Annotated in this window: 30 protein-coding genes; 3 read left to right on the top strand and 27 right to left on the bottom strand. The window is 25.4% G+C overall.

Features of this window, described 5'->3' with window-relative positions:
* Positions 1-255 precede the first annotated feature (255 nt).
* The 19 genes from NG904_RS07045 to trxA form a co-directional block, all read right to left on the bottom strand.
* Positions 256-501, bottom strand: a complete 246-nt coding sequence (locus NG904_RS07045) for a hypothetical protein (protein WP_252214020.1) — start codon at positions 499-501, stop codon at positions 256-258.
* A 625-nt stretch (positions 502-1,126) separates the two neighbouring features.
* Positions 1,127-1,612, bottom strand: coding sequence for a hypothetical protein (locus NG904_RS07040; RefSeq protein WP_252230713.1), 486 nt, complete (start codon positions 1,610-1,612; stop codon positions 1,127-1,129).
* The gene (locus NG904_RS07035) at positions 1,599-2,270 is read right to left on the bottom strand and encodes a hypothetical protein (RefSeq protein ID WP_252230711.1); all 672 of its coding nucleotides are present in this window, start codon (positions 2,268-2,270) and stop codon (positions 1,599-1,601) included. The genes NG904_RS07040 and NG904_RS07035 overlap by 14 nt, the downstream gene beginning before the upstream one ends.
* A gap of 356 nt (positions 2,271-2,626) precedes the next feature.
* A complete protein-coding gene (locus NG904_RS07030; protein ID WP_252226754.1) occupies positions 2,627-4,135 on the bottom strand; it encodes a DUF1846 domain-containing protein in 1,509 nt (502 codons plus the stop codon).
* A 515-nt stretch (positions 4,136-4,650) separates the two neighbouring features.
* A complete protein-coding gene (locus tag NG904_RS07025) occupies positions 4,651-5,160 on the bottom strand; it encodes a metallophosphoesterase (RefSeq protein WP_252230709.1) in 510 nt (169 codons plus the stop codon).
* A gap of 92 nt (positions 5,161-5,252) precedes the next feature.
* A complete protein-coding gene (locus NG904_RS07020; RefSeq protein ID WP_252230707.1) occupies positions 5,253-5,870 on the bottom strand; it encodes a hypothetical protein in 618 nt (205 codons plus the stop codon).
* Positions 5,871-5,963: 93 nt separating this feature from the next.
* Positions 5,964-6,677 (bottom strand): serine/threonine protein kinase, encoded by a 714-nt coding sequence (locus NG904_RS07015; RefSeq protein ID WP_252230705.1) that lies wholly within the window; start codon positions 6,675-6,677, stop codon positions 5,964-5,966.
* 40 nt (positions 6,678-6,717) lie between these two features.
* Entirely contained in the window at positions 6,718-6,915 is a 198-nt protein-coding gene (locus tag NG904_RS07010) for a hypothetical protein (RefSeq protein ID WP_252230703.1), read from the bottom strand.
* Between the two features lie 292 nt (positions 6,916-7,207).
* Positions 7,208-7,591, bottom strand: a complete 384-nt coding sequence (locus NG904_RS07005; protein ID WP_252230701.1) for an iron-sulfur cluster assembly scaffold protein — start codon at positions 7,589-7,591, stop codon at positions 7,208-7,210.
* A 70-nt stretch (positions 7,592-7,661) separates the two neighbouring features.
* A complete protein-coding gene (locus tag NG904_RS07000; RefSeq protein WP_286674313.1) occupies positions 7,662-8,108 on the bottom strand; it encodes a DUF134 domain-containing protein in 447 nt (148 codons plus the stop codon).
* Complete coding sequence (locus NG904_RS06995) at positions 8,101-8,550, bottom strand: Fur family transcriptional regulator (protein ID WP_286674312.1); 450 nt, start codon at positions 8,548-8,550, stop codon at positions 8,101-8,103. The genes NG904_RS07000 and NG904_RS06995 overlap by 8 nt, the downstream gene beginning before the upstream one ends.
* A gap of 16 nt (positions 8,551-8,566) precedes the next feature.
* Positions 8,567-8,923, bottom strand: coding sequence for a NifB/NifX family molybdenum-iron cluster-binding protein (locus tag NG904_RS06990; protein ID WP_252230697.1), 357 nt, complete (start codon positions 8,921-8,923; stop codon positions 8,567-8,569).
* Between the two features lie 90 nt (positions 8,924-9,013).
* Positions 9,014-9,373 (bottom strand): C-GCAxxG-C-C family (seleno)protein, encoded by a 360-nt coding sequence (locus NG904_RS06985; RefSeq protein ID WP_252230695.1) that lies wholly within the window; start codon positions 9,371-9,373, stop codon positions 9,014-9,016.
* A 34-nt stretch (positions 9,374-9,407) separates the two neighbouring features.
* On the bottom strand, positions 9,408-10,253 hold the full coding sequence (locus NG904_RS06980; protein WP_252230693.1) for an ATP-binding protein: 846 nt from the start codon (positions 10,251-10,253) through the stop codon (positions 9,408-9,410).
* Positions 10,244-11,074, bottom strand: a complete 831-nt coding sequence (locus tag NG904_RS06975) for an ATP-binding protein (protein WP_252230691.1) — start codon at positions 11,072-11,074, stop codon at positions 10,244-10,246. Before NG904_RS06975 ends, NG904_RS06980 begins: the two co-directional genes overlap by 10 nt.
* 17 nt (positions 11,075-11,091) lie before the next feature.
* Positions 11,092-11,457, bottom strand: a complete 366-nt coding sequence (locus NG904_RS06970) for a NifB/NifX family molybdenum-iron cluster-binding protein (protein WP_252230689.1) — start codon at positions 11,455-11,457, stop codon at positions 11,092-11,094.
* A 241-nt stretch (positions 11,458-11,698) separates the two neighbouring features.
* The gene (locus tag NG904_RS06965) at positions 11,699-12,526 is read right to left on the bottom strand and encodes an Mrp/NBP35 family ATP-binding protein (protein WP_252230687.1); all 828 of its coding nucleotides are present in this window, start codon (positions 12,524-12,526) and stop codon (positions 11,699-11,701) included.
* A 191-nt stretch (positions 12,527-12,717) separates the two neighbouring features.
* Positions 12,718-14,019, bottom strand: coding sequence for a cytochrome c biogenesis protein/redoxin (locus tag NG904_RS06960; protein ID WP_252230685.1), 1,302 nt, complete (start codon positions 14,017-14,019; stop codon positions 12,718-12,720).
* 1 nt (position 14,020) lies between these two features.
* Positions 14,021-14,338 (bottom strand): thioredoxin, encoded by a 318-nt coding sequence (gene trxA / locus NG904_RS06955; RefSeq protein ID WP_017826314.1) that lies wholly within the window; start codon positions 14,336-14,338, stop codon positions 14,021-14,023.
* Between the two features lie 295 nt (positions 14,339-14,633).
* Between trxA and NG904_RS06950 the strand changes: the two genes are divergently transcribed.
* Positions 14,634-16,442, top strand: coding sequence for a thiol-activated cytolysin family protein (locus NG904_RS06950; protein ID WP_252230683.1), 1,809 nt, complete (start codon positions 14,634-14,636; stop codon positions 16,440-16,442).
* Positions 16,443-16,541: 99 nt separating this feature from the next.
* Here the strand turns inward: NG904_RS06950 and NG904_RS06945 are convergent, their stop codons facing one another.
* From NG904_RS06945 to NG904_RS06920, 6 genes are all read right to left on the bottom strand, one after another.
* Positions 16,542-17,198, bottom strand: coding sequence for a 4Fe-4S binding protein (locus NG904_RS06945; protein WP_252230681.1), 657 nt, complete (start codon positions 17,196-17,198; stop codon positions 16,542-16,544).
* A gap of 503 nt (positions 17,199-17,701) precedes the next feature.
* Positions 17,702-18,721 (bottom strand): stalk domain-containing protein, encoded by a 1,020-nt coding sequence (locus NG904_RS06940; RefSeq protein ID WP_252230679.1) that lies wholly within the window; start codon positions 18,719-18,721, stop codon positions 17,702-17,704.
* A 199-nt stretch (positions 18,722-18,920) separates the two neighbouring features.
* A complete protein-coding gene (locus NG904_RS06935) occupies positions 18,921-19,085 on the bottom strand; it encodes an aspartyl-phosphate phosphatase Spo0E family protein (RefSeq protein ID WP_252213658.1) in 165 nt (54 codons plus the stop codon).
* A gap of 115 nt (positions 19,086-19,200) precedes the next feature.
* The gene (locus tag NG904_RS06930) at positions 19,201-20,010 is read right to left on the bottom strand and encodes an EcsC family protein (protein ID WP_252230677.1); all 810 of its coding nucleotides are present in this window, start codon (positions 20,008-20,010) and stop codon (positions 19,201-19,203) included.
* Positions 20,011-20,045: 35 nt separating this feature from the next.
* Complete coding sequence (locus tag NG904_RS06925) at positions 20,046-20,549, bottom strand: GNAT family N-acetyltransferase (protein WP_252226746.1); 504 nt, start codon at positions 20,547-20,549, stop codon at positions 20,046-20,048.
* A 98-nt stretch (positions 20,550-20,647) separates the two neighbouring features.
* Positions 20,648-20,875, bottom strand: coding sequence for a hypothetical protein (locus NG904_RS06920; RefSeq protein ID WP_252213664.1), 228 nt, complete (start codon positions 20,873-20,875; stop codon positions 20,648-20,650).
* 483 nt (positions 20,876-21,358) lie between these two features.
* Between NG904_RS06920 and NG904_RS06915 the strand changes: the two genes are divergently transcribed.
* Positions 21,359-21,820 (top strand): hypothetical protein, encoded by a 462-nt coding sequence (locus NG904_RS06915; RefSeq protein WP_252230675.1) that lies wholly within the window; start codon positions 21,359-21,361, stop codon positions 21,818-21,820.
* 105 nt (positions 21,821-21,925) lie between these two features.
* Here the strand turns inward: NG904_RS06915 and NG904_RS06910 are convergent, their stop codons facing one another.
* Both NG904_RS06910 and NG904_RS06905 read right to left on the bottom strand, forming a co-directional pair.
* Positions 21,926-22,840, bottom strand: coding sequence for an EamA family transporter (locus tag NG904_RS06910; protein WP_252230673.1), 915 nt, complete (start codon positions 22,838-22,840; stop codon positions 21,926-21,928).
* A 332-nt stretch (positions 22,841-23,172) separates the two neighbouring features.
* Complete coding sequence (locus tag NG904_RS06905; RefSeq protein WP_252213670.1) at positions 23,173-23,703, bottom strand: hypothetical protein; 531 nt, start codon at positions 23,701-23,703, stop codon at positions 23,173-23,175.
* Positions 23,704-24,050: 347 nt separating this feature from the next.
* Between NG904_RS06905 and lepB the strand changes: the two genes are divergently transcribed.
* Positions 24,051-24,590 (top strand): signal peptidase I, encoded by a 540-nt coding sequence (lepB, locus tag NG904_RS06900; RefSeq protein ID WP_252213672.1) that lies wholly within the window; start codon positions 24,051-24,053, stop codon positions 24,588-24,590.
* Positions 24,591-24,636 lie beyond the last annotated feature (46 nt).

The following is a 24,636-nucleotide window of genomic DNA, read 5'->3' as shown; positions in this document are numbered from 1 at the left end:
CAAATTCTTAAATTCTAAAATTTATTTATTCTAAAAATGTAAAATTCTTTTCTTCTTAAGAATTTTAGATTTTTAGAATTCAAATCACAAATATTTTAACATTCGATAAATCAAAATAAGTACAACATTTAAAATACTGTTTAGCAAACCATCAAATATTTCAAAATTTAGCAAATTAAAATGAAGCATCTAATAAAAAATAAACATCTTAATTAATCGTATCCTCTGAAAATAATATGTTGTCATATCAATCTCTTACTTTAATTTAAATAACTTGTACTCTATAACCTTACTAACAACCAGTAAAATTCCTGCTAATATTATAAGAATTTCACCACTTATAATACCTAATTCTAAAAGCAGCCCTAAAATTATAATTACCACTCCTAAAATAGAATAATATAATTTATATAAATATACGTTATTTTTATCTGGAAATATATTAGCTAATAAAATATTCATTGCTCCCATTAATATAATAATTGCCCCTAATGTTTGCATTGACAAGGTATCATCTCCTATAAATTACTACTAAAAATATAAATTTAACATTGTTAATAAAAAATAAAGATTTCTTAATTAAAATAAGATAAAAAAAATATTAAAGTAGATTTTAGTTCCTATTATTACATATATTCAATACCCCTTATTTATAACCTTCCTAAAAAATACTACAAATTAACAACTACTTTTCTATCAAATAAATTAATATACAAATCATGAATTTCATATCAATTAAAATTATTTGTTATGAAAAATTCCCCCTACCATGTAATTCTTTAATCCAACACATATATCCTATATGAAATCAAATTAAAGGAGGCAAAACATCATGGCTATTAGCAAAATTCAAACTGGTTATACCCTTGGTATCGAGGTATAAAAAGGAAAGAACAAATCAGGTGTTCCATAAACTGCTTTATTTCCATTATAACTACCATATGTTGTGATTTAGCTTTAGCAGATTCCATTAACTCATCTAACCATTATAATTTTTCTACACCATTATTTTTCCTATGTTTATTTACTAATCTAAACATTTCCTTGCATACTTCATCCTGAAATTCACTTTCAGACAATTCAATTTCATTATCTTTCGTAGTTGTTTCATTTTCATTTATATCACTTAAATCACTTGAAGTTTAATTACATAACTAACAAAATGAATTGATTCTGGTATTGAGTCCCAAGTCACCTTTATTGAATAAATGTATTCACCTTTTTCTTCTGGAGCTTGTACAAAATCATCTGTAAGTTCTATTGGTATTTCCTTTCTCTGCCCTTCTATCATCTCTACTCTAATTACTTTTATTTTTGAAATCTCACTATCATATCCTATTTTTAAAGCTAGTTTATCATTTGGATTTACAATAGCTGGTTCCATATGATTTGTTATATCAAATTCAGGAACACTTATAAGACTATTCCCACCATTTTCAGTCCATGTTACTTCATTCACTTCTGTTTTTAAATCCACTCCATTACATTCAATAACCAATGGAGGATAATTACTAGGATATTTTTTAGAATAACAGGCTGTAATAGTTAAACTTAATATTATAATTAGCATATATTTAAATACTTTAAAAGATTGTATATCAAAAAATTTCATAGACTTCACCCTCATTAGAATCTTTATTTACTATAACAATCTTAAGATTTGACAATCCTTTAGATCCACCAGTTTCACTAGGATATATTAAATAACACATATTATTTTCATCTATATGTGCATAATCTAGTAACTCCATATCTTCATATTTTTTAATATATTCATGATTATAATAATCTACTTTATTATATTCATCTTCAAAATAATGTGGTCCTTTATACTCATCATTAAAATTACTAATATCACTTTTACTTAATTTATCATTTTCAATATTATATAAATAAGCATTATTATGATCAGAATCATTAAAAATTAATATCTCACTTCCATCTTCTTTTGCTTTAAAAATAGTAACTTCATCACCTTGAATATAATTCATATTAATATCCTTTAAGTTTATAGCTCTATGAATTTGCTTATTAGAAACATCATATACAATCAATCCAATAGTTCCATAAAAAATAACTCTATCTTTTGATGCATATGCTAATTCTGTAAAAAAAGGCACTTGTTTATCTTCTATTTCTTTAACAATTCCATTTAAATGTTTCTCATTTAATGTTTGGCAAGCTGTAAATTGAAAAATAATTATACTCATAGTAAAAAACAATATAAAATCAAAGCAAATCTTTTTAAAATTAAACATATTTTTTAACAATATTAAATCCCCCTATTTAAAAATTCTCAATATCTTTTTATATAAAACTCTTACTTTAATAAAATAAACCATTTATGCTATTTTAAATTTCCCTCCCATTTTTTACATCTTAAAATTATCTTTTATTCCATATTACAGTTATTCTATATATTTTATTAATAACCTTTTTGAAGAATACTCCATCATAACTGGAAAAGGTTCATTTGTAAAACCTCATTCAGCTTAATTAGTTCAAAGAGAAGTTAAAAAATTTGAAATAAAATAAAAGACTGTAATAAGATTTATTTTTATACAAATCTCATTACAGTCTTTTGATATTTTAATTTTTAACTAAAGCTCTGTTTTAAATAAACAATTTAGTTATTATAATAAAGACTTTCTGATGGATAATTAGGATCACATGTTACATCTATTCCTAATTTTCCTAAAGTTGTATCATCTGCTCTTGATAATATAGTTGTAGCGTGAGCTTGACAACCTCTTAATAAAGGTAATTTTTCCATAGCAACTTGTGCTGTTGGATTTGTTGCTGCTGAAATACTTAACGCTGTAAGAACTTCTTCACAATTTAATGATATATTCTTTTCATTAAAAGTCTTAGATTTTAAGTTCATTATTGGTTCTAATATAACAGGTGAAATTAAGTATATATCATCTGAAATATTAGCTAAATATTTTATAGCATTAATTGTTACAGCTGCAGCTCCATCCATTAAATCTGAACTCTTTCCTGTTAAAATTGTTCCATCACTTAATTCTAATGCTACTACTGGACAAATTTCATTTTCATCTGTAGCCATTTTTAACTTTGCAGATTTTTCTCTAGCTGGAAGAACAACTTTTCTATCAGTTTCCTTTAAGTCTACTTCTTCCATTATTAATTTAGATCTATCAAAAGTTTCTTTATCTGCATATCCTTTTTTATAATCGCAACCAGTTTTAAAGTATCTTCTTATTATTTCTTGCTTTGATGCTTCTTTAACTGCATCATCATCAACTATTCCAAACCCAACTCTGTTAACGCCCATATCAGTTGGTGATTTATAAATAGATTCTTTACCTGTAATCTTTTCTATTATTCTCTTTAACACTGGAAAACTTTCAATATCTCTATTATAATTTACAGTAACCTTATTATATGCATCCATATGGAATGAATCAAGCATATTAACGTCCTTTAAATCAACCGTTGCAGCTTCATATGCTATATTTAATGGATGTTTTAATGGAACATTCCATACTGGGAATGTTTCAAACTTAGAATATCCTGCTGCATTTCCTCTTTTTGATTCATGATATAATTGACTAAGACAAGTAGCAAGTTTTCCACTACCAGGACCTGGTGCTGTTACAACTACTATTGGTTTTGTAGTTTCAATATATGGATTTTGTCCGTAACCTTCTTCACTAACTATTGTATCAACATCTGTTGGATATCCTTTTGTTGATTTATGCTTATAAACCTTGATGCCTCTTCTTTCAAGCTTATTTATAAATACTGTAGTCGCTGGTTGACCATTATATCTTGTAATAACTACACTATTAACTTCTAATTCATAAGTTCTTAAATCATCAATAAGTCTTAAGACATCCATATCATATGTAATACCAAAATCGCCTCTTATTTTGTTTCTTTCTATATCTCCTGCATAAACACATATTACTACTTCAACTTTTTCTTTTAACTTGTGTAGTAATTTAATCTTTGCATTTTCATCAAATCCTGGAAGAACTCTCATTGCATGTCTATCATTAAAAAGTTTACCACCAAATTCTAAATATAGCTTATCATAGCTATCAACTCTCTCTAAGATATACTTTGATTGTTCCTCTAAATATTTTTCATGATCAAATCCTATTTTCATTATGTTACCTCACTCACTTCTTGCTTACTAAAAATTCATTATTACATTATTTCATAAAATAAGGTCATTGTAAATTTAATTTTTTCCACTTTATGAAATTTTAAATTAGCTTAATCTTACTTGTATCATATCACCATAAATTCCCATCAACGCTAAAGTCATACTACATCAAACAAAAGTAATAAATCTTTTAATTTAATTCTTGATAAATTATTTTTTATATACAGCTTTTTAATTTTTTATATTCATAATTTTATATTTCCCTGTAATTGTTCACATAATTTATAAAAACAAAAAATATATTTAATATTAAAAACAACATATAATTGGTTTAATAAATATAAGTACATTGATTATGTTGATATGTATAAATAAATTATATTAAATATAATAATATGTGTTAAATATTGCAATTCTCCAAAACCTTAAATAAAACTATAATAAGTTTGTATTTTTTTATTTGGAGAACTTATTTTTTTAAAAGTATATGAATTTTTAAATATTCACCTATTAAGTTAAGAGAAAATGTTCATCTTTTCTTTTATTTGTTCCCAAGAAATAGGAGTATAATTTATACGTTCTACACATGCACAAAATGATTGTTTTGAATAATCAACATACATTTCATTTCCATGTACATGACCATAAATATTGGCATAAGGCATATTTTTATTTAAATATAATGGTTTATGTGAAATCATCCAAAACTCTTCTAAAATTATTGGATATTGATATACATTTTTAAATCCACACTCATAATAATATTCTTCTGAATTATTATCATGATTTCCAGAAATTAATATTTTTTCCCCTTTTAATTTATTACATATCTCTTTAGTCTTTTCCTTAGGATGAAGAGAAAAATCTCCTATCATAAAAATAGTATCATCATCTGTTACAACAGAGTTCCATCTATTAATTAATTCTCTATCCATTTCTTCTACGTTTTCAAATGGTCTTTGTTCATAATCAATAATGTGACTATCTCCAAAATGAGTATCTCCTATAAAAAATATCTTTTTCATTGTATCTCCTTATAAAATAAAACTAATCATTATAATTTCATTATAGCATTTCTATAAAACGAATTATATAATAGCTAATGATAGTTCTTACTCTATATATTATTTATAATGATATGCTTATTTTTTAATATATTAAAATCTAAATTATTTAAATCAAATATATCTTGTATAAATTTTTCAAAATTCTCTTTTTGGCTATGTGTATTTCCTTTATAAATTTCTTTTGAAGTTAATAAACTATTAAGTTTTTTAGAATCTAATGAAGTTATTAATTGAAATTCATCTTTTTCATATAAATCCCTTAATTTTTTTCCAATTTCTAAAAGACTTCTGTGATATCTTCCATTAGAAAATCCTCTAATTATATACTCTTCATTGTGTAAATGAGAAAAAAATAAAGACTTAGCAAGCCATCCTTCTCTAGCTCTTCCATTTTTAGTTGAATTTCTTAAAACAAAATTTAAGTATTCAGTAAATTCAGTGAATTTTCCAGTATGAGTTTTTATTCCAACAATAGGATACCATAACCCCTTAATTTTGCCACTATTTGTGCCTGATGATCTAAAAAACGCTAAAGATACTTTTTCAATTCCATAATTATATTTTATATTTACATCTATAATACCAATCATTCTAAATGGAGCAGTTGAATATACATTTGCTTTAAAACTTTCAGGATATATATTTAATATTTCATCTGAGTTTATCAAAACTTTTTCCCCCTTTGTTTAATGTGTTTTTTTATTTAAAATCAACCATGCAATATTAAAATAATTCTAAAAATTGCATGGTTGCTATATTAATCAAACTATATTTTTAATTTTTTCAAGTTGATTTCTTATATCTATAATATTTTGATAATTACCATCAATACCCATAAGCTTTTTTAAAAATATTTTTTCTTCTAAATTTAAATCTAATTCTTCATACCATGGTCTTTCTGGTAATCCATTTTCTATATAAGATGAATAATGCAAATGAATTAAAAAATCTGCTAAAAACCAATAATCCATAGTTTCAACATACCTTTTATTATCAATAATTCTTGCCAACCCAAAATCTATTAAAACCAATTCTTTATTTTCTCTTATTATCACGTTAGGAAGTCTAATATCTCTATGAACTATATTATTATCCTGTAACAATTCTATTATCTCTAATAATTTACTACAAATTTCATAAATTTCGTATTTTTTAAATTCATATCTGTCTCTAACTAAAACATCTTCAAAGACTTTACCTTCAATATATTCTAATATATATCCTTCTCTATCATCATCTTTAAAACTAGATATAAATTTAGGAAATTTACTATTATTTAATACTCTTAGTATCTTCTCTTCGTAAAACAATTTTTCTCTAGTTTCTTCAAGTGTGTCTTTTTTTAATTGTTTTATTACACATTTTTCATTATTGTCATTTATAGCCAAATATACAATACCATATCTACCTTCACCTATTATTTTTTTAATAGAATATCCGTTTACTATTTCATCTTTTTTGTAATATTTATCCATAGCACTAATCTCTATTATGAAAAATTATTATGAAATATTGCTATCGACTATATGATTGACTTGAATTGCTTCTTGATCTGCTATATGATTGACTTGAATTGCTTCTTGATCTGCTATATGATTCATCTGCATTACTTCTTGATCTACTATCTGAATAGCTTTCAGAATAACTATCACTATTTCTATTAGATCTATAGTATCTATGACCTCTACATGATTCATTTGTATAACAATTCATAAAAAACACCTCTATTATTTTTATCTATAAGTTATTTTGTACTTACTTTATAGTATGAAATACTTTATTATATTGTTACATATCTTTTTTAATTGTCTAATATTTTTCTATAAAATATTATCTACATATCTTTTTTTACTTATTTTATTTTCTCCTAATGTTCTTTATTCAATTATACATAAAAGTACCCTATAGAATAGACTTCTTTTATATTGTCTATCCCATAGGGTACATTTTATTATTTTAATTTCACCAAAGCTTTTTTATAATATGATTTTTAATTATCTACAATTTATTTTTCAGTATTTACACGATAATTGCTAATAGCATTTTTTAATGCTGTGACTCCAAGATTAGAACAATGCTTTTTATTTTCTGGTAATCCACCTAAAGCATCTATTATATCAACTTCCGTAATCTTTAATGCTTCTTCCAAAGTCTTTTTCTTTGCCAATTCAGTTGTCATACTGCTTGTAGCTATTGATGCAGGACAACCAAAAACTAAAAAACTTATATCCTCTATAATATTATTTTCCACTCTTATATAAATATTTAAATAATCTCCACAATTAGGATCACCATTAGATCCTTCTCCGTTTGAATCATTTATTACCCCCATATTTCTTGGACACATAAAATGATCTATAACAAGATTTGAATATTCTTCTTCATACATATAAACTACTTCCTAACTTAGAATTATTAAGTATTTTAGGCACAATCAAAAAATAACCAGTCCATTTGCCTTATTCTCTGTTATTTCCTTTACACCATTCTTTACAAAATTCTGCTTTTTTATTGCACATAACTTTTTTAGAGCCACAATTAGGACAAGTAAATCTATCTTGATCATAATTTATTTCATAAACTGTTTCACATTCTAAACATTTAAATTTACAAAGTTTTGTAGTATAATGTCCACCACTTATCTTTATTGCTTTACCTTCTGTTAGAGCAATTGCTATCTTATTTCTAGCACTATCTATAATATTTTGAAATGTTTGTCTTGATACTTGCATTTTTTCAGCACATTCTTCCTGATTTAATGCTTCAATATCTTTCAATCTCATTGCTTCAAGTTCTTCTACTTTTAAAATAATTTCCTCAAGTTCACATTTAGGTTTTCCCCATGGTACAAAATAATTATCTTCTGGGAAAAATTCCACTCTTCTAAATTTTGTTGGTCTAGCCATCCATATCCTCCTTGCATTTACTGCATACTCCAATTAGCATAATATTTAAATCATCTATCTCTAGATTATTATTCTCTTGAATTTTTTTATTCAACTTAATATACTCTAAGTTCAAATATTTATCTTCAATATCTATTATACTATTACATTTGGAACATTTAAAATGAATATGAAGAGGATTCCCACTAAAAATTTTTATTTCATAATAATTTGTACCATTAATATTTATTTCCTTTGTTATTCCTAATTTAGTAAAAACCTTTAAACTCCTATATATTGTAGAAACACCAATATGCTTGCTCTTAATTTTCTCATAAATCTCTTTAGCAGATAAATGAATATTAGAATTAATTACCTCTAATAATATTATCCTCTTTTGCACAGTAAACTTGTATCCATGCTTTTTAATTAAGTTTTTATAAAAAGAAATATTTTCGCTCATTTATTTTTTCCACGTATTAGTCATTACAATGACCTTCATGTGAGTGTTCAGTGCATATGCTACCTGTTGACTTTAGTTCTTTTTTTATAAATTTTTGAATAACATCATCACATAAGCCTTCAACACCTACAATAACTTCTATATTATTTTCCTTAAAAAGCTCTTGTGCTGTTGCGCCCATTCCTCCTGCAATTATTACATTTACATCATGTTCTTTTAAAAATACTGGTAAATAACCTGGTTTATGTCCTGGATTAGGTACAAATTCCTTCTTTGAAATTTCTTTTCCTTCTAAATCGTATATTGTAAATCCTTCACAATGTCCAAAATGTCCACTCACATATTTTTCTTCACTTGCAATAGCTATTTTCATTTTTAATTCCTCCTAATATTTTTATTTATATTAACAACTTTGCAATCAAATATTTTACAAATCACAAAATTGTAATTATCTTTTATACTATTATTTTGAATATTCCTTTAATAAATCATAGGTATACTTTATCATTTCATCACAAGTTATACCTTTTTTCTTAAGTTCAATACATTCTAAAGTTCCATATTTCTCTTTAACCTTAGTTACTACTTCCCTAGCAAATGCTCTTGAATTATTTTTTTCTTCATTTGTGTTTCTTCCCTTTAGTGCACCTACTACCATTAATGCTCCTGTAATTGCTCCACAAGTACTTCCTACAGTCATACCTGAACCGAAGGGACTAGCAAGTGATACAGGAATATTAAGTTCATTATCCTCATTAAATGCTTTAAGTATTGATTCAGCACAATTATATCCTTCTTTGTGCAATTCTACTGCTCTATCCATTTGCTTTCTCCCTTAAACTCTTTATTCATTCGTATTAAAAAATTTTCTTTATATTATTCCACATTTCTTTTATAGATTTACATGCTATACTATCTGGATAATTTATAATTGGTTTTAACTCATTTATAGATTTCATAACAGCATCATCATATGGAATTTTCCCTACTAAAGATATGTTTTTTTCTATTATAAAGTTTTCTATATTTTTACTCATATCTTCATTTATATCAAATTTATTTATACAAACCATAGTAAAAACTCCAAAATGTTCACATAATGCTACTACTCTCATTAAATCTTCAAGCCCTGATTTTGTTGGTTCTGTAACAATTAAAACAGCATCACTTCCTGTTATAGATGATATAACAGAACATCCTATTCCTGGTGAACCATCTACTATTGTTAACTTTTCATCAGTATTAAATTTTTTACCATTTTTTCTTAAATAACTTATTAGTTTACCTGAACCATCACTACCGATTTCCATCTCTGCTCTTGATATTATTCCACTATCAAGTTCAGTTATAAAAGTATCTGCAGTTTTTTCATCCTCTAAATTTATAGCTTTTTGTGGACACACTAATGTGCATGCTCCACAGCCTTCACATAAAAAAGCATTTATATTAAAATCTTTTATTGCATCAAATTTACACACACTCTCACATTTTCCACATTTGATACATAAGGTTTCATTTATAATTGCTTTTTTACTACCTAAAAATTTGTTTTTTTCAATGTCTTTACCTTTATAAAACATATAAAAATTAGGTGCATCAACATCACAATCTATCCTTATTACATCTCCTACAAGTTCTGATAGTGAGGTTGCAATTGTAGTTTTTCCTGTTCCACCTTTTCCACTTAAAACTACTAATTCCATTTTAAAACCTCCTTCACTTGTTCTGACAATTCATCAAATAAAATTTTATATTGTAAATTATCGTATAATACTTCTCCATTTGAATAAAGAGTTGCAGTATTTTTACTATAAGGTATAACACCAATTAAGTTTATTTTTTCGTTTCTGCAATATTTTTTTATGATGTTCTCTTCTCCATCATCTTTATTTATAATTATTCCAAATGGTATATTATATGTTTTTACAAGTTCTACAGCCATTTTTAAGTCGTGAAGTCCAAACTCTGACGGCTCTGTAACAAGTATAGCTCCATTAGCATATTTTAAAGCAGTTACCACATTACAAGATGTTCCTGGAGGGCAATCAATTAAATTAGTATTATGAGGTAAATCTTTAAGAAGTTCACGTATAACTGGTACAGCCATTGGTTCACTTATATTTAAAATTCCTCTGCTACAATTTATATCTCTTGCCATTCCAACTTCAATTTTTCCTAGTTCTCTTTTCTTATAAGTTAATGCATCATATTCACATACAATTTCACAAGCACCACATCCATGACATAACTTATTAAAAAGTATTATGTCATTTTTAACTTTTGCAATAGAATTAAACTGACATACCTCTACACACTTTCCACATAAAACACATTTTTCATCATCTATAAATGGATAATCTATCATAACCTGTTTAGTTTCATTTATTTCAGGCTTTAAAAATATAAATCCATTAGGTTCTTCTACATCACAGTCAATATAATTTGACTTTAAAGCAAGAGCAAGATTAGTAGAAACTGTAGTTTTTCCTGTTCCTCCCTTTCCACTAAGAACTGCTATATTCATCGCTTTACTCCTCCTATCTAATTATGCATTCCATGATGTGCCATACCTGCAATTTTTATTTCTTCAAGTTCATTATTGTTATACTTATTTAATGCAGATTCTATAGAAACACTTTCACACTTATACGCCTTAATTTCTGCTTTATCTATAAGTTCAAAAGCATTTGGCCCAAGGTTTCCTGTAATAATAACTTCAACATTTTCATCTATTACTTGATTAGCTGCTGCTATACCTGCACCCCCACTTGATGATTGGCCTTTGTTTTCTAAAATCTTAAAACTCTTATCTTCAGTATCGAATATTTGAAAATATTCACATCTTCCAAATCTTGAATCAAGTAAATCACTACTTACTTTTCCTTTTGCTGAAATTGCTATTTTCATTTTAATCATCTCCCATTTCATTATTGGCATTTGCTAATTATTATATTACTCTTTATTTTTATTATTGTCAAATGCCAATAATAATTTAAAGAAAATTTTTTAAATAATTTCAATTACATTTCCTGTGTTATTGTATACAGATTTATTTTCAAGCTTATCTTTATCTGAATTATTTTCGATAAGAGTAGTTATCCTTAAATCCATTTAGTTTTTCTCCTTATTACAAAAACTAATTTTAATACTATTCTAGACTATTAATAATTTCTTTTACTATAGGATCAAATATTAATTCTAAACTTTCATTTATTTTTTCATCTCCACAGTGTGACAAATTGCTTATACTTTTTATCATTGGAAGTTCTCCTAAAAGTTTTAAATTCATTTCTTTTAAAAACTTTTCAGTACTTTCTCCATCAAATAATTTAGTTTTTTTACCACACTCAGCACAAGTTATATAGCTCATATTTTCAACAACGCCTAAAACATTAATATTCATTTGTTTTGCCATATTTACTGCTTTAGAAACTATCATAGAAACTAAATCTTGTGGAACAGATACCATCACTACTCCGTTTATTGGCATTGACTGCATTACTGTTAATGCAACGTCTCCTGTTCCCGGTGGCATATCTATTACTAAATAATCAAGCTCTCCCCAAAGTACATCATTCCAAAATTGTTTAACCATTCCCGAAATTATTGGACCTCTCCAAATTACTGGATCTTCTTCATTTTCCATCAATAAATTCAAAGACATAACTTTTATACCATCACCAGTTTCCACTGGTAATATCATTTCATTATAACTGCACGCCTTTTTATCACTTAAACCCAAAAGTCTTGGGATACTTGGACCAGTTATATCAGCATCTAAAACACCAACATTATATCCAAGTTCCTTTAAATACTTTGCAATAATAACAGAAATTGATGATTTTCCAACTCCACCTTTTCCACTCATAACACCAATAACTTTTTTTACATTATTTAAAGGATTATTCTCGATCATACACTTTTCTTTATTCTTACTACATCCATTATTTAACGCACATGAATTACAATCTGACATAAAATCATCTCCCTATATTAATTGGCATTTGCCAATATAATATTATTACTATTTTTGGTTATTGTCAAATGCTAATAACTTTTTTTGTATTTATTATTTTTTATCAATATTTTTATAAACTCAATTGAAAATACTCATAAAAAATCACCTGAGAAATAAAATCTCAGGTGATTTTTTCTAATTTTTATTTTCTATTTTTCTTTAGTTTCGCTTATTATACTTTTCATTTGATCCTTGCTTAAAGCACCACTTACATATCCATAAACATTTCCATCTTTATCTATCATAAATGTAGTTGGCAAAGACATTATTCTATAATTATTAAATACCTCTCCACTCTCATCAAAAACTACTGGGAATGTATATCCCTGCTCATTTAAGAATTGTTTAATTCCTTCTATGTCCTTTTCTTCTCCACCAGGTTGTGCTACTCCTAAGATAATAACATCATCTTTATTATAATTAAATTCTTTGTATAGCTCTTCTATATGAGGCATCTCCATACGACATGGCGGACACCATGTTGCCCAGAAATTTAAAAATACAGTTTTACCTTTGTAATCAGATAATTTATGAACATTTCCATACTGATCCTTTAACGTAAAATCAAATGATGGCTGCAAAGATTCCTTTTCTATATTTTCATTACTTGAATTTGTACTATTAGAATTATTTCTCTCTTCCGATTCTTTAATATATTGTTCTTCTCTTTTAATCTCTTCTTTTTCTTCTGATGTTAATTTAGTATTTTCATTACTTCCTACTTGATTTAAATAACCTGTAACATTATTTAACCATCCTGTAAAAGTCATTACTCCCATAATTATCATTAGGATTCCACCTATTTTTATTGTATACTTCATAACATTTTTATTATTTTTTATAAAATTTAAAGCTTGAGTTGTAAAAAGACCTAATATTAAAAATGGTATTACAAAGCCTAAGCAATATATTAAAACCAATAAATTTCCAATAGCGGCATCTTTAGCACTTGATGCAAGAATTAAAACTGATGATAAAGCTGGACCAACACAAGGTGTCCATGCAAAGCTAAATGTAAATCCCATTATATAAGCTATTAAAGGATTTACCTTTTTTCCATTTAAGTTTATTTTTAATTTACGTTCTCTTTGCAAAAATTTAAATTCAAAAATTCCCATTTGGAATAAACCTAAAATAATTATAATAATTCCACTAATTTTAGTGAAAATCATTTTATTATTATTAAGAAATGTTCCTATTGTGGTAAATGAAATTCCTAGTATGAAAAAAGCTGTTGAAATTCCTAGTACAAAAAATATAGTGTGAAATAATACTTTTTTTCTTTCATAAGTATATGTACCATCATTATTTTGTTTTTTAGCATTTCCCGCTAAATATCCAATGTAAAGTGGTATTAAAGGTAATACACAAGGGGATAGAAATGAAACTATCCCCTCAAAAAATACTAATAAATAACTTACATTACTTACAGAGGTTATTCCTTCAAACATTTTATAAATGAACCTTTAATTTATTTGTTATATTTTCTTTTGGCATAAATCCAGTTAAATTTTCTACTGCTTTTCCATCTTTGAATATTATCATTGTAGGAATAGAAAATACACCGTATTTTTCTGCTATTTCTCCACTTTCTTCTATATCTAATTTAAACAATTTAGCCTTATCATTAAATTCATTACTAAGATCTTCAAATATTGGAGCTAACATCTTACATGGACCACACCAATCTGCAAAAAAATCAACCATAACTACACCTTTAGTATTTTCTACCTTTTCCATAAACTCTCTACTATTTATAATTTTAGCCATAATAAAGCCTCCTATCATATTAAAATATATAATAATATATTTGTTAATTTTATTATACTTGTATTTCTATAATACTTAAGTGACTTAATCACATTAAATTACTATAAAATACTATATTTATTATTTTAATGATTAATAGTAATGTTTAAAAATATCTCGTCCTATAAAGCCTATGCAACATATTAATTGGTATTTATCCTCTGTTTTCTCTTTTTTTTCTAAAGTTTCTTGATTTTTGTCCGTATAAATAATCAGCACCAAATATTATAACTATACAAAAAAGGGGGAAAATTAAATGAAAACTACTAAAAAACTTCTTAAGTCATTTGCACAAGGATTATTAGCAGTTATGCTTATCAATGGATTTGCATATATTAGTGATTTTAAAACTAATAACAATGTTTTTCTATCAGGCATAACAGAAGATAATTCTGCAAAAGAAACTACAGATAAAAATGTAATTACTGAAAATATTAGTGATGAAACAAAAAATGTTGTATCAGATAATAAAACAGATAATAGTTTATCTGAAAAAAATGTATTAGATGAGGGCACACAAACAGATGGTGACTTACTAAATACAGATTCTGTACAAGCTATTAATCCCATTACTATTAATCCTATAGTTGATCCTATCAAATCTATTGAAGAACCAATTATAGAAGATATACCTCTTATAAGAGATACTTTAAAAAATGAAATTAATGATATTGATAAAAATATCTATGGATTATCATATAACCCTGATAAGATACTATCTTCAAAAGGTGAAAGCGTTGATAGCTTTGTGCCTGCTCAAGGTTTTGATACTCCAAATAAATATATTGTAGTAAAAAGAGAAAAGAAAAGTATATCTGACTCTACTGCAGATATTTCAATAATAGACTCAATTAATGATAGAACTTACCCTGGTGCTATTCAACTTGCAAATAGAAATCTTGTAGAAAACAAACCAGATATAATTTCTTGTAAAAGAAAACCAATAACTATAAGTGTTGACTTACCTGGAATGAGTGATGATGGTAGTAAAGTTGTTAATTCACCAACATACTCTACTGTAAATTCTTCAATAAATTCTCTATTAGATACTTGGAATACAAAATACGCATCTAAATATACTATTCCTACAAGAATGAGCTATACTGATGCTATGGTATATAGTAAATCTCAATTATCTACAATGTTTGGTTGCAATTTCAAAATTTTAGACAAAGCATTAAATATAGATTTCAATTCTATATTTAAAGGTGAAAAACAAGCTATGGTTGTTGCATATAAACAAATATTCTATACAGTTAGTGTAGATGCACCTGAAAAACCTTCTGACTTATTTGGCGACAATGTAAGCTTTGATGAATTAGCTTTAAAAGGTGTAGATAACGAAAATCCACCTGCATATGTTTCTAATGTAGCCTATGGTAGAACAATTTATGTAAAACTTGAAACTACATCTAAGAGTGCAAATGTTAAAGCAGCATTTAAAGCTTTAGTCTCTAACCAAGATATCAGTGGTAACACAGAATATGAAGATATCTTAGAGCAAAGTTCATTTACAGCTACAGTTCTTGGTGGTGGTGCTGAAGCCCATAACAAAGTAGTTACTAAAGATTTTAATGAAATACAAAATATAATACAAAACAATTCAGTATATAGTCCTAAAAATCCTGGCTATCCTATTTCATACACAAGTACATTCTTAAAAGATAATAGAATTGCTAGTGTAAATAATAAAACAGAGTATATTGAAACAACATCAACAGAATATACTAATGGTAAAATTGTTCTTGATCATAGTGGTGCTTATGTTGCTCAATTTGAAGTAACTTGGGATGAAGTTAGCTATGATAAAGATGGTAATGAAATAATAGAGCATAAGATTTGGTCTGGAAGTGATAAAGATAAAACTGCTCACTTTAATACAGAAATATATCTAAAAGGAAATGCTAGAAATATTTCCGTTAAAGCATGGGAGTGTACAGGCCTTGCATGGGAATGGTGGAGACAAGTTATAGATGCTCAAAATATCCCACTAGTAAAAGAAAGAACATTCTCAATATGGGGTACAACATTATATCCTAAAAAATCTGTTGAACCAGAAATTTAAATTTTAAAACATCACTTTTTTATTAAACACCCAAAAATAAGGTTAAAATAAACTTAACTTACGTATAGTTTATTTTAACCTTTTATTTTAATTATATTTCTATTTTAATGTGATTTTATCATATCCTATTGCTTTTTTAGGGCATACTGTTACACATTTACCACATTGTATGCAATCAGGATGACTTAAAATATCCCCCTTATATTCATAAGGAACTATTCCTAAAGGACATTTTTTTTCACATATTTTACAAGATACACATGAAGATGATACTTGCAATACTTTTTTGTTTTTCCTAAATTTTGATATAACTGATGCTATAGTTCCCATAGGACAAAAATGACACCAAGTTCTATGATTATAGAATAAAGATAATACTATTCCTATTAAAGTTGTTACAACGATCATTCTATAAAATACCATGCCAATACCATATAAATTTCCTAAGTTTTGTTTAATTCCTATACCAAACATAGACATCATAACAACAACTACTATTGCTCTAAAATAATAAGATTTTAAAAATTTAGGTACTTTTCTTTTATTGCTAAATTTAGAAACTACATTGTCATAAAAATTTCCTCTTGGACATAAATTACCGCACCAAAATCTCCCCTTAGCAACAGAAACAATTACAGGTGCAACCATACATATAATAGCTAACAAAGCAAATCTTAAATCAATTAGTCCTAATATTATAAAAGCTATTAACATTATAAATGAATATTTTTTCCATAATTCTAAAAATTTTTTCACTAGAATTCCTCCCAATTTACATATTATATTAAATTAAAATTTCTATTTCATTGTGTACAGATCAGTTTATCTTTTTTCATTTTATTAGATAAACCTTTATTTTTCTGTAACTTTATCACATATTAAAAAACTTTTAATATATTTTTTTTTATATCTATTAAAATAGAAATTTATATTATTTTTAAAATAAACTATATATAAACAAAAAAATATAGTCTATGATACTAACAAATAGTTTTGTATCATAGACTATATTCTTATAAACTTACATTCATATTATATTTTAGAAATTATTTATTTATTTGTTTTTAATGTTTATTATTTATTTTAGAAATTTTTTATTTATTTTTTAATATTTATTTTGGAAATTGTAATCTTATTATACTAAATCTTTTATATACTTATTTTTTTATATACTTATTTTTATATAACCTGTGTTTTAACTGCTCATCCAAATTGTTTATGAATATTTGAACACAATACTAAAACACATCCTTATTAAACTATTCTACTACTACCTTAGCATTTTCAGCTAAGTTAAATAATTCTGAACTTACAAATATAGTATTATTTTTTACCATTGTTTTATTTCTTAAATAATACCCAGTATCTTCTGTTTCTAACATATCGCTATCAATAGCTACAGTATAAGTTTTAGAACCTTCTTTTGTAATGTTAAGCATAGTTGTTTTATTAAAAGGCTTAACTTCATATCCAAGTTTTTCTGAAACTAAATTTAATGGAAGCATTAATGTTTCACCTTCCATAAATGGAGCTTCACTAGCTTTAAAATTAATATCTTCCCCATTAACACTTAACTTATCTGCAGAAGCTTTTATTACTCCACTGTATTCATAAGGCATAAGTAAACACTTTTCTACATTTACCTTTTCTGGAAGCTGTAAAGTTTGAGGTTCATTTGGATTATACTTTGTCCATAAAAATATTTTTGATCCAACCTCAATATTATCCATAGTTACAATATTTCTTGTTAAGTAAGGAGATATATTCGTATCCTTATTTAATGTTGCTTGTAGTAATCCATCATCACTTGTAACAGTTATACTTCCATCATCATTTTTCTTTATATCCTGAACTTCCATATAATTAGGAACTTTAAAATCCTGGGGTATATTAACAATAATAGCTTCTGCCGTAGTTATAGGTGGTAAGCTCATTGTCATTATTGGGCTAGTATATGCATAAATATCATCATTTATATTTATATCATTAATAGCAACTGGTAATCCACTAACTGCATCTATTATCTTAGTTTCATCAGATATATTTAATATCATATCATTGTTCATGTTACTTGAATTTTTAATATGAATTTGCTTATCACCCTTCTCCTTTACGCTTCCCCATGCTGTTGAGAATTTTGGCATATTAAATACTTCTTGGCTTTCTGTTGCTGCCACATTATCTGATGTAGTTAGTACATTGGCAGATACATATTGTGGCACTCCCATAAGAACTGTTAAGGCTATAGCGCTTCCTAAAATTCTTTTTGTTATTTTCATTTTAATCATCTCCTTCACTTATAAAACAATTCTACTCAGGAAAATGTTGCACTTATTAGAAATTTATTATTAAAAAATTATTTTCTATTAAAAAATTATAATTAATATATTTTTTTGCAATAATATTTTCTCTATTTATGTACTTTAAGTTATAAATATATAAAAGGAGGAATAAGAAGTATTCCTCCCCTTTTTCACTTTACTTTTTTAGTTCTTTGAGTAATTTATTATACTCGTTTAGAACTTCATCAAGTTCTTGACTAGCTGCAATAACTTTAGGATTTAATAAATTGTTTTCTTCACTTATAAGTTTTTGCAAAGCTTGTCTTAATTTTAAGATTTTGTTATTCATTTCTTCAACCATTATAATATTACACCTCCTTTCGCTATTTAATTATCAGCGTCTGAAGGTCTCTTACTTTAAATAAAATAAAAAGAACCCTATCCAATCAATAGAGTTCTTATATATTCTTATTTAACTATTTAAGTTTTTTTAAATATCGCTTCTTATACTTAACTTTAGCTATCTTACTAATATCTTTTATAGTTTTATAATTAGTAAAACTACCTACAACACCGATTATAGGTAATCCTTGTATAAATTTGCTTGTCAGCATTGAAGATGCCATTTTTTTAGATGTTTCATTAATTAATTCGTCTACACTATGTTCTATTTTAATCCCATTATTTATTTGTTCTCCTACTTTATCAATCTCTTCAAGATATTTTCTTTTTTCTTCTCCTGTAGTCATAGCACTAGAAATAACGTTTAAAATATATATTCTTTCATCATCATTATCATAGTGGAAACCATATCCTAAGCTTATTTCATAAATAGTTTTTAATATAACCCCTATAAAAATTGGAATATCAGGTAAACCTATACCTAAAACTCCTAGTATTCCGCCTTCTAATACACCTATTGATTTATTTAAAAATACTTTTCTATTTGTTTTTTTATCAATTCTATTTATATTCTTTTTATTAGTTTGTATATTCACAGCATAATCATCTATATTAAACTCTTCATTTATTTTCTCTTTATCAAAACTTTTTTCAATAATTTTTACACCTTTTTTAAAAACAATATTAAAACCTTTTTCAAATGCTAATTGCAAAGTTTCTTCAAGTTTATCTGGAATTTTTTCTTCTAGCTTATTCTTATATGGTGATATTTTTTTATTTAAAAAGCTTTCTTTCTGTTCTACTAATAAATTTTCTTCTTTTTTATTAATAATTTTCAATTGTTTTGTTAAAACTTTTTCTTTTTTAGATAAAATTCTTTTCATAATTTTAATGCTCCCAATCAATATTAAATTTTATTTTATATTACCTTTTCAAAAGCTATTCTTTCACTTTTATCTTCTAAGTATATTATACCGCAATACTGAAAGTTATTCTTTTTAAGTAAATTTTGCATAGGTTTATTTTCTATATGTGTGTCTATTTTTATACTATGTATATCTTTATTTAAACAAATTTTTTCTATATTTTTAATAATTTTAGATGCTATCCCTTCCCCCTTATACATGTTATTTACAGCCATTCTATGAATAACCGCATATTTACAATTACTAATCCATTTGCCATCACAAATAGTATCATATGATTTTTCTCCATCAAAAGAAATTGCTACTGTAGCAACAATTTGTTTATCTTTTAAAAATACATATGAATAATCATTTTTAATATCTTCTTTTATTGTATCAATGTTAGGATAATTATTTTGCCACTGATTTATTTTTTGTTCTTTAAAATATATTTGTGCCTCATTAATAACTTTCATTATATTACTTATATCTTCTTCTATTGATTTTTTTAATTCCATATACACCCTTCTTTCATAAATAAAAATACATTTAAGTTGCTTTAAATTACTTAAATGTATTTTTACTTTCTAAATTATGTGATTATATTATAATATTTCTATTCTAAAAGTTCCAAAACTTTTTTACCATTAACATTGTGTTTACTGCAAAATTTCATAAATTCTTCATTATATTTTTCATCTGTCATATTAGCAGTCTTTGTAAATTTATCTATTTCTCCACTTTCTGATTTGAAAATACAATCTCCATAAGATGTTTTTCTAAATAATCCATTTTTCAAAATTACATCCACACATCCTAATTGTTTATTAACCATGTACTCCATTCTTCTTCCCCCTATTTTTATTGTAAATTTATCTTACAGCTAACATTTATTCATATCTTTTAATAAAGTATATACTAGTTCTAAAATTTTATTTACTAATAACATATAATTATTTTTAATATATATTTATAATCTCTCTTCTAAATTCAAATATATTCACTTTAATATCATTTTCCATTTATTGGTATAATAAAATATTTTAACACAACTAAATATTTTTACAAGTATAACAATTTGTAAAGAATATAAACATTATTCTTTAATATACAATATCATTGAAATCTTTTCTCTATTTCTATTCTACACTATATAACCTAAGAACAGTATAGATTAATAAAATCTATAATTTTTCAGGAAAATTTTGTAATAATGTATAAAGTTTCCTGAAACTAATTCGATAATATAAATATAATAATATTCTAAAATATAGCTTAATATTAAAAACTATTATAGAAAGAAAGTGTTTGTATGGAATTTATAAATATGAAAACTACCAATTCTAATATTGATAATTCTTTAAATATTAATAATAAATTGAATAAGCTTAAAGATTCCAATTTTGTTGACTTTCTAAATAAATCAAATAAAATAGTAAATCAATTAAAAACTCAAAACAATATATCTAATGAAGCAAAAACTGCTATATCAATTATAGAAAAAGCGCTAAATATTAATATAAGTAGTCATGATTATAAAAATAATGGTAAATTAGATATTATGGGTATTATAAGAAAACATGGTGATAAGCTTTCCACTAGAGATACTGCAGATTTTAAGGATAGTTTAATGGTTTTATTGAATCAAGGTTTAATTGAAAGTCATGATTATTTTGAAGCTATAAAATGGATTTCCTTAAAATCAAGCTTTAAAAAATCAGATGACAAATGTGAAGATGAATTAATTAAAAGTGTTGGTGAAATAGATAAAAAATCTGAATATAAATAATCATTAACTAACTTATTTATAAAAAAAATAGTAGCTTCTAACTATTAGAAACTACTATTTTTATTTAATTTAAAACAGAACCTAATTTTAAATTAGTATTATATTTTATGACAAATTAGTATTAGGTTCCTTAGAAAATTTTATTGAATTGTTATTTTTTAAATTTACTAACTGTGGTAATGCAACCCCTATTAAAATTATTATAACTCCTACCCACTTTATCATAGAAACCTCTTCTTTTAGAATAACAATAGACGCTATAATAGCTACTGGTAATTCTCCTGCTCCAAGAATAGTTGATAGGCCTGTACTTAATTTAGGTGTTCCTATTGCAAAGAATAACACTGGTAATACAGCTCCAAATACACCTAGTATAATTCCATATTTCCATATTCCTTGTGATAAACATCCATTAGAGAAATAGTTTGGACAAATAGCAAAGGCAACTAATAATGCTCCTGTTGTTACACAAAAGCTTCTATTAACTGATGGTATTTGAGTTTCCACTCTTCCACTAAAAAATACAAATAGAGAATATGAAAGCGCTGCCATAAGTCCAAATATTATTCCACTAAAGCTCCACTTAAAGTTATTACTATTAATTACCCCACTAGCTAATATAGTTCCAATAAATAATATTATAATAGATAATATTTTTATTTTTGATGGAAATTTCTTATCTACTATGGATTCAATCAATACTCCAATCCATGTAAATTGAAATAATAGTACAACAGCAAATGATGCTGGAATACTTTCAAGAGATAAGTAATAAAAAACAGTTGTTGCACATGTACTTATTCCGATTAATGCAAGTGAAATGAACTGTTTTATCGTAATATTTCTTCTAGATGAGATTAGCATTATGATTAACATAGTTAACCATCCAAATAAAAATTGACTCATAACAACATCTTTAAATACAAACCCATCATTATATGCTATTTTTACTAGTGTCGATAATACTCCATAACAACAAGCTCCTAAAAATACAAATAAAGAACTTTTAAATAAATTCATAATAAACTCCTTTTTTAATTTCAGTAATATAAAATAATTACTTTAAATTTTTATCATTAACGTATAACTAATTATGTAAATGTGTATATTCATCTCCTTTCATAAAGAATAAAAAAAGCCATATATTCTCCCGTTTTGAAACCAAAAAACTGAAAAATATATGGCCATTAGGCAATAATTATTTAATTATTTGGCTCTGTTTTTAAACATAGCCTATTATTTAAATTATAATATTAATATATATTTTTTTCAAGCATTTATATCAATACTCTTTCACTGCTTTTATAATCATTTACAAAGTGTGATTACTTTAAATACATATTTAATATCATTTATTCATCGTAACTTAAATTAGTATGAATAAATGATATTACTTTAAATATTCTATACTTTTCTTTTATAGTAAACTCTTGAACTTTTTCTTCTCCTCCCCACAGCTTTACATTAACTTTTAACTCATTGTTATTATTGCTATAAATAATAACTTCACCAATTATATTGTTAAACTTCATTAAATCTATTACTTTTTTATTAAATTCTTCATATGAATTCTTAGCAAATTCTGCTTTCACATCCTTAGGTAAATTATGTGCAAGTATTTCTTTAACTGTATCCATATTGTCCTTAATTTCATTTGTTACTATATAATTTATCTTATCTTCTATATTTTCAGTTTTAACTTTTTCCTCATTTATATTTTCTTCTAATGCCATCATATCTTGCTTTATAGCATTCATTTCACCAATCACTATGTTGATTCTTTTAGTTAATTCACCACTTGCCTTAATTATTTTACTAAATTCCTCTATATTATCTTTTTCCTGTTTTAAAATTGAATAGAAATCAGAAACCTTTTTATCCATTACTCTACACCCTAACTTTACTTATTTTTAAGATCATATTTTAAAGATAAGCTATGTCTTAAATATGTATTGACATATTTAATTAATACCTCTCACTTTGCTGATGTATATATTATTTTGCTAAAGCATTAACTAAATACATTATCAATTTGCACTAACTAATATCAAATATAAAATTCGATTCAAACTACACTTTTACATTACATTATTAAAATATATGATTACAAAATATAATTTAGCACCTTAACATAAACAATTTGACAATAACATTATGTAATGATATATTTTAGTTAAAATATGGAAAAAAACAATTAGAGCACTATACATAAAATACGGGGGTACTTATCATGGAAGAAATAAAAAAAGAAACTATATCAAGTAAAATTATTTTTTTAAAAGATTGGCTTATACCTATACTTATAGCTCTTATACTTGGAATTTTAATAAATAAATTTATGTTTTTTAGTGTTTTTGTTCCGACTGGTTCTATGATTCCAACTATAAATGAAGATAACAAGGCACTTGTAACTAGAGTTAATAATCTATCTAGTATTACAAGAGGAGATATAATAGTATTTCAATCTGATGAGCTTAATTTAACATTAGTAAAGAGATTAATTGGTTTACCTGGTGATAAAATAAAAATAAAAAATGGAGTTGTATTTATTAACGGTGAAGAACTGGTTGAAGATTATGTAAAGAATAAAGATTATTCCTACTCCGGTGAATTCGATGTTCCTGAGGGAAAGTATTTCTTTTTAGGTGATAATCGTCCTGATTCAAATGATGCTCGACTTTGGAAAAATCCTTATATTGACGGCTCTCATATAAAAGGAAAATTCAAATTCATTTTCTATCCATTTGAAGATTTTGGATTTGCAAAATAGTTTTTAATTCTTTAGGAATTTATATTATTAAAAAATTTGTGGATAA

Source organism: Clostridium sp. ZBS15 (genome assembly GCF_023845705.1).
GTDB classification, from domain to species: domain Bacteria; phylum Bacillota; class Clostridia; order Clostridiales; family Clostridiaceae; genus Clostridium; species Clostridium aquiflavi.
This window is presented reverse-complemented; position numbering and strand designations above follow the sequence as displayed.

Excerpts from the sequence above, each read along its gene's own strand:
- NG904_RS07045 (WP_252214020.1), bottom strand. The coding sequence starts at position 501 with ATGCAAACATTAGGGGCAATTATTATATTAATGGGAGCAATGAATATT.
- NG904_RS07040 (WP_252230713.1), bottom strand. The coding sequence starts at position 1,612 with ATGAAATTTTTTGATATACAATCTTTTAAAGTATTTAAATATATGCTA.
- NG904_RS07030 (WP_252226754.1), bottom strand. The coding sequence starts at position 4,135 with ATGAAAATAGGATTTGATCATGAAAAATATTTAGAGGAACAATCAAAG.
- NG904_RS07025 (WP_252230709.1), bottom strand. The coding sequence starts at position 5,160 with ATGAAAAAGATATTTTTTATAGGAGATACTCATTTTGGAGATAGTCAC.
- NG904_RS07015 (WP_252230705.1), bottom strand. The coding sequence starts at position 6,677 with ATGGATAAATATTACAAAAAAGATGAAATAGTAAACGGATATTCTATT.
- NG904_RS07010 (WP_252230703.1), bottom strand. The coding sequence starts at position 6,915 with ATGAATTGTTATACAAATGAATCATGTAGAGGTCATAGATACTATAGA.
- NG904_RS07005 (WP_252230701.1), bottom strand. The coding sequence starts at position 7,591 with ATGTATGAAGAAGAATATTCAAATCTTGTTATAGATCATTTTATGTGT.
- NG904_RS07000 (WP_286674313.1), bottom strand. The coding sequence starts at position 8,108 with ATGGCTAGACCAACAAAATTTAGAAGAGTGGAATTTTTCCCAGAAGAT.
- NG904_RS06995 (WP_286674312.1), bottom strand. The coding sequence starts at position 8,550 with ATGAGCGAAAATATTTCTTTTTATAAAAACTTAATTAAAAAGCATGGA.
- NG904_RS06990 (WP_252230697.1), bottom strand. The coding sequence starts at position 8,923 with ATGAAAATAGCTATTGCAAGTGAAGAAAAATATGTGAGTGGACATTTT.
- NG904_RS06985 (WP_252230695.1), bottom strand. The coding sequence starts at position 9,373 with ATGGATAGAGCAGTAGAATTGCACAAAGAAGGATATAATTGTGCTGAA.
- NG904_RS06980 (WP_252230693.1), bottom strand. The coding sequence starts at position 10,253 with ATGGAATTAGTAGTTTTAAGTGGAAAAGGTGGAACAGGAAAAACTACA.
- NG904_RS06975 (WP_252230691.1), bottom strand. The coding sequence starts at position 11,074 with ATGAATATAGCAGTTCTTAGTGGAAAGGGAGGAACAGGAAAAACTACA.
- NG904_RS06970 (WP_252230689.1), bottom strand. The coding sequence starts at position 11,457 with ATGAAAATAGCAATTTCAGCAAAAGGAAAAGTAAGTAGTGATTTACTT.
- NG904_RS06965 (WP_252230687.1), bottom strand. The coding sequence starts at position 12,526 with ATGTCAGATTGTAATTCATGTGCGTTAAATAATGGATGTAGTAAGAAT.
- NG904_RS06960 (WP_252230685.1), bottom strand. The coding sequence starts at position 14,019 with ATGTTTGAAGGAATAACCTCTGTAAGTAATGTAAGTTATTTATTAGTA.
- trxA (WP_017826314.1), bottom strand. The coding sequence starts at position 14,338 with ATGGCTAAAATTATAAATAGTAGAGAGTTTATGGAAAAGGTAGAAAAT.
- NG904_RS06950 (WP_252230683.1), top strand. The coding sequence starts at position 14,634 with ATGAAAACTACTAAAAAACTTCTTAAGTCATTTGCACAAGGATTATTA.
- NG904_RS06940 (WP_252230679.1), bottom strand. The coding sequence starts at position 18,721 with ATGAAAATAACAAAAAGAATTTTAGGAAGCGCTATAGCCTTAACAGTT.
- NG904_RS06935 (WP_252213658.1), bottom strand. The coding sequence starts at position 19,085 with ATGGTTGAAGAAATGAATAACAAAATCTTAAAATTAAGACAAGCTTTG.
- NG904_RS06930 (WP_252230677.1), bottom strand. The coding sequence starts at position 20,010 with ATGAAAAGAATTTTATCTAAAAAAGAAAAAGTTTTAACAAAACAATTG.
- NG904_RS06925 (WP_252226746.1), bottom strand. The coding sequence starts at position 20,549 with ATGGAATTAAAAAAATCAATAGAAGAAGATATAAGTAATATAATGAAA.
- NG904_RS06920 (WP_252213664.1), bottom strand. The coding sequence starts at position 20,875 with ATGGAGTACATGGTTAATAAACAATTAGGATGTGTGGATGTAATTTTG.
- NG904_RS06915 (WP_252230675.1), top strand. The coding sequence starts at position 21,359 with ATGAAAACTACCAATTCTAATATTGATAATTCTTTAAATATTAATAAT.
- NG904_RS06910 (WP_252230673.1), bottom strand. The coding sequence starts at position 22,840 with ATGAATTTATTTAAAAGTTCTTTATTTGTATTTTTAGGAGCTTGTTGT.
- NG904_RS06905 (WP_252213670.1), bottom strand. The coding sequence starts at position 23,703 with ATGGATAAAAAGGTTTCTGATTTCTATTCAATTTTAAAACAGGAAAAA.
- lepB (WP_252213672.1), top strand. The coding sequence starts at position 24,051 with ATGGAAGAAATAAAAAAAGAAACTATATCAAGTAAAATTATTTTTTTA.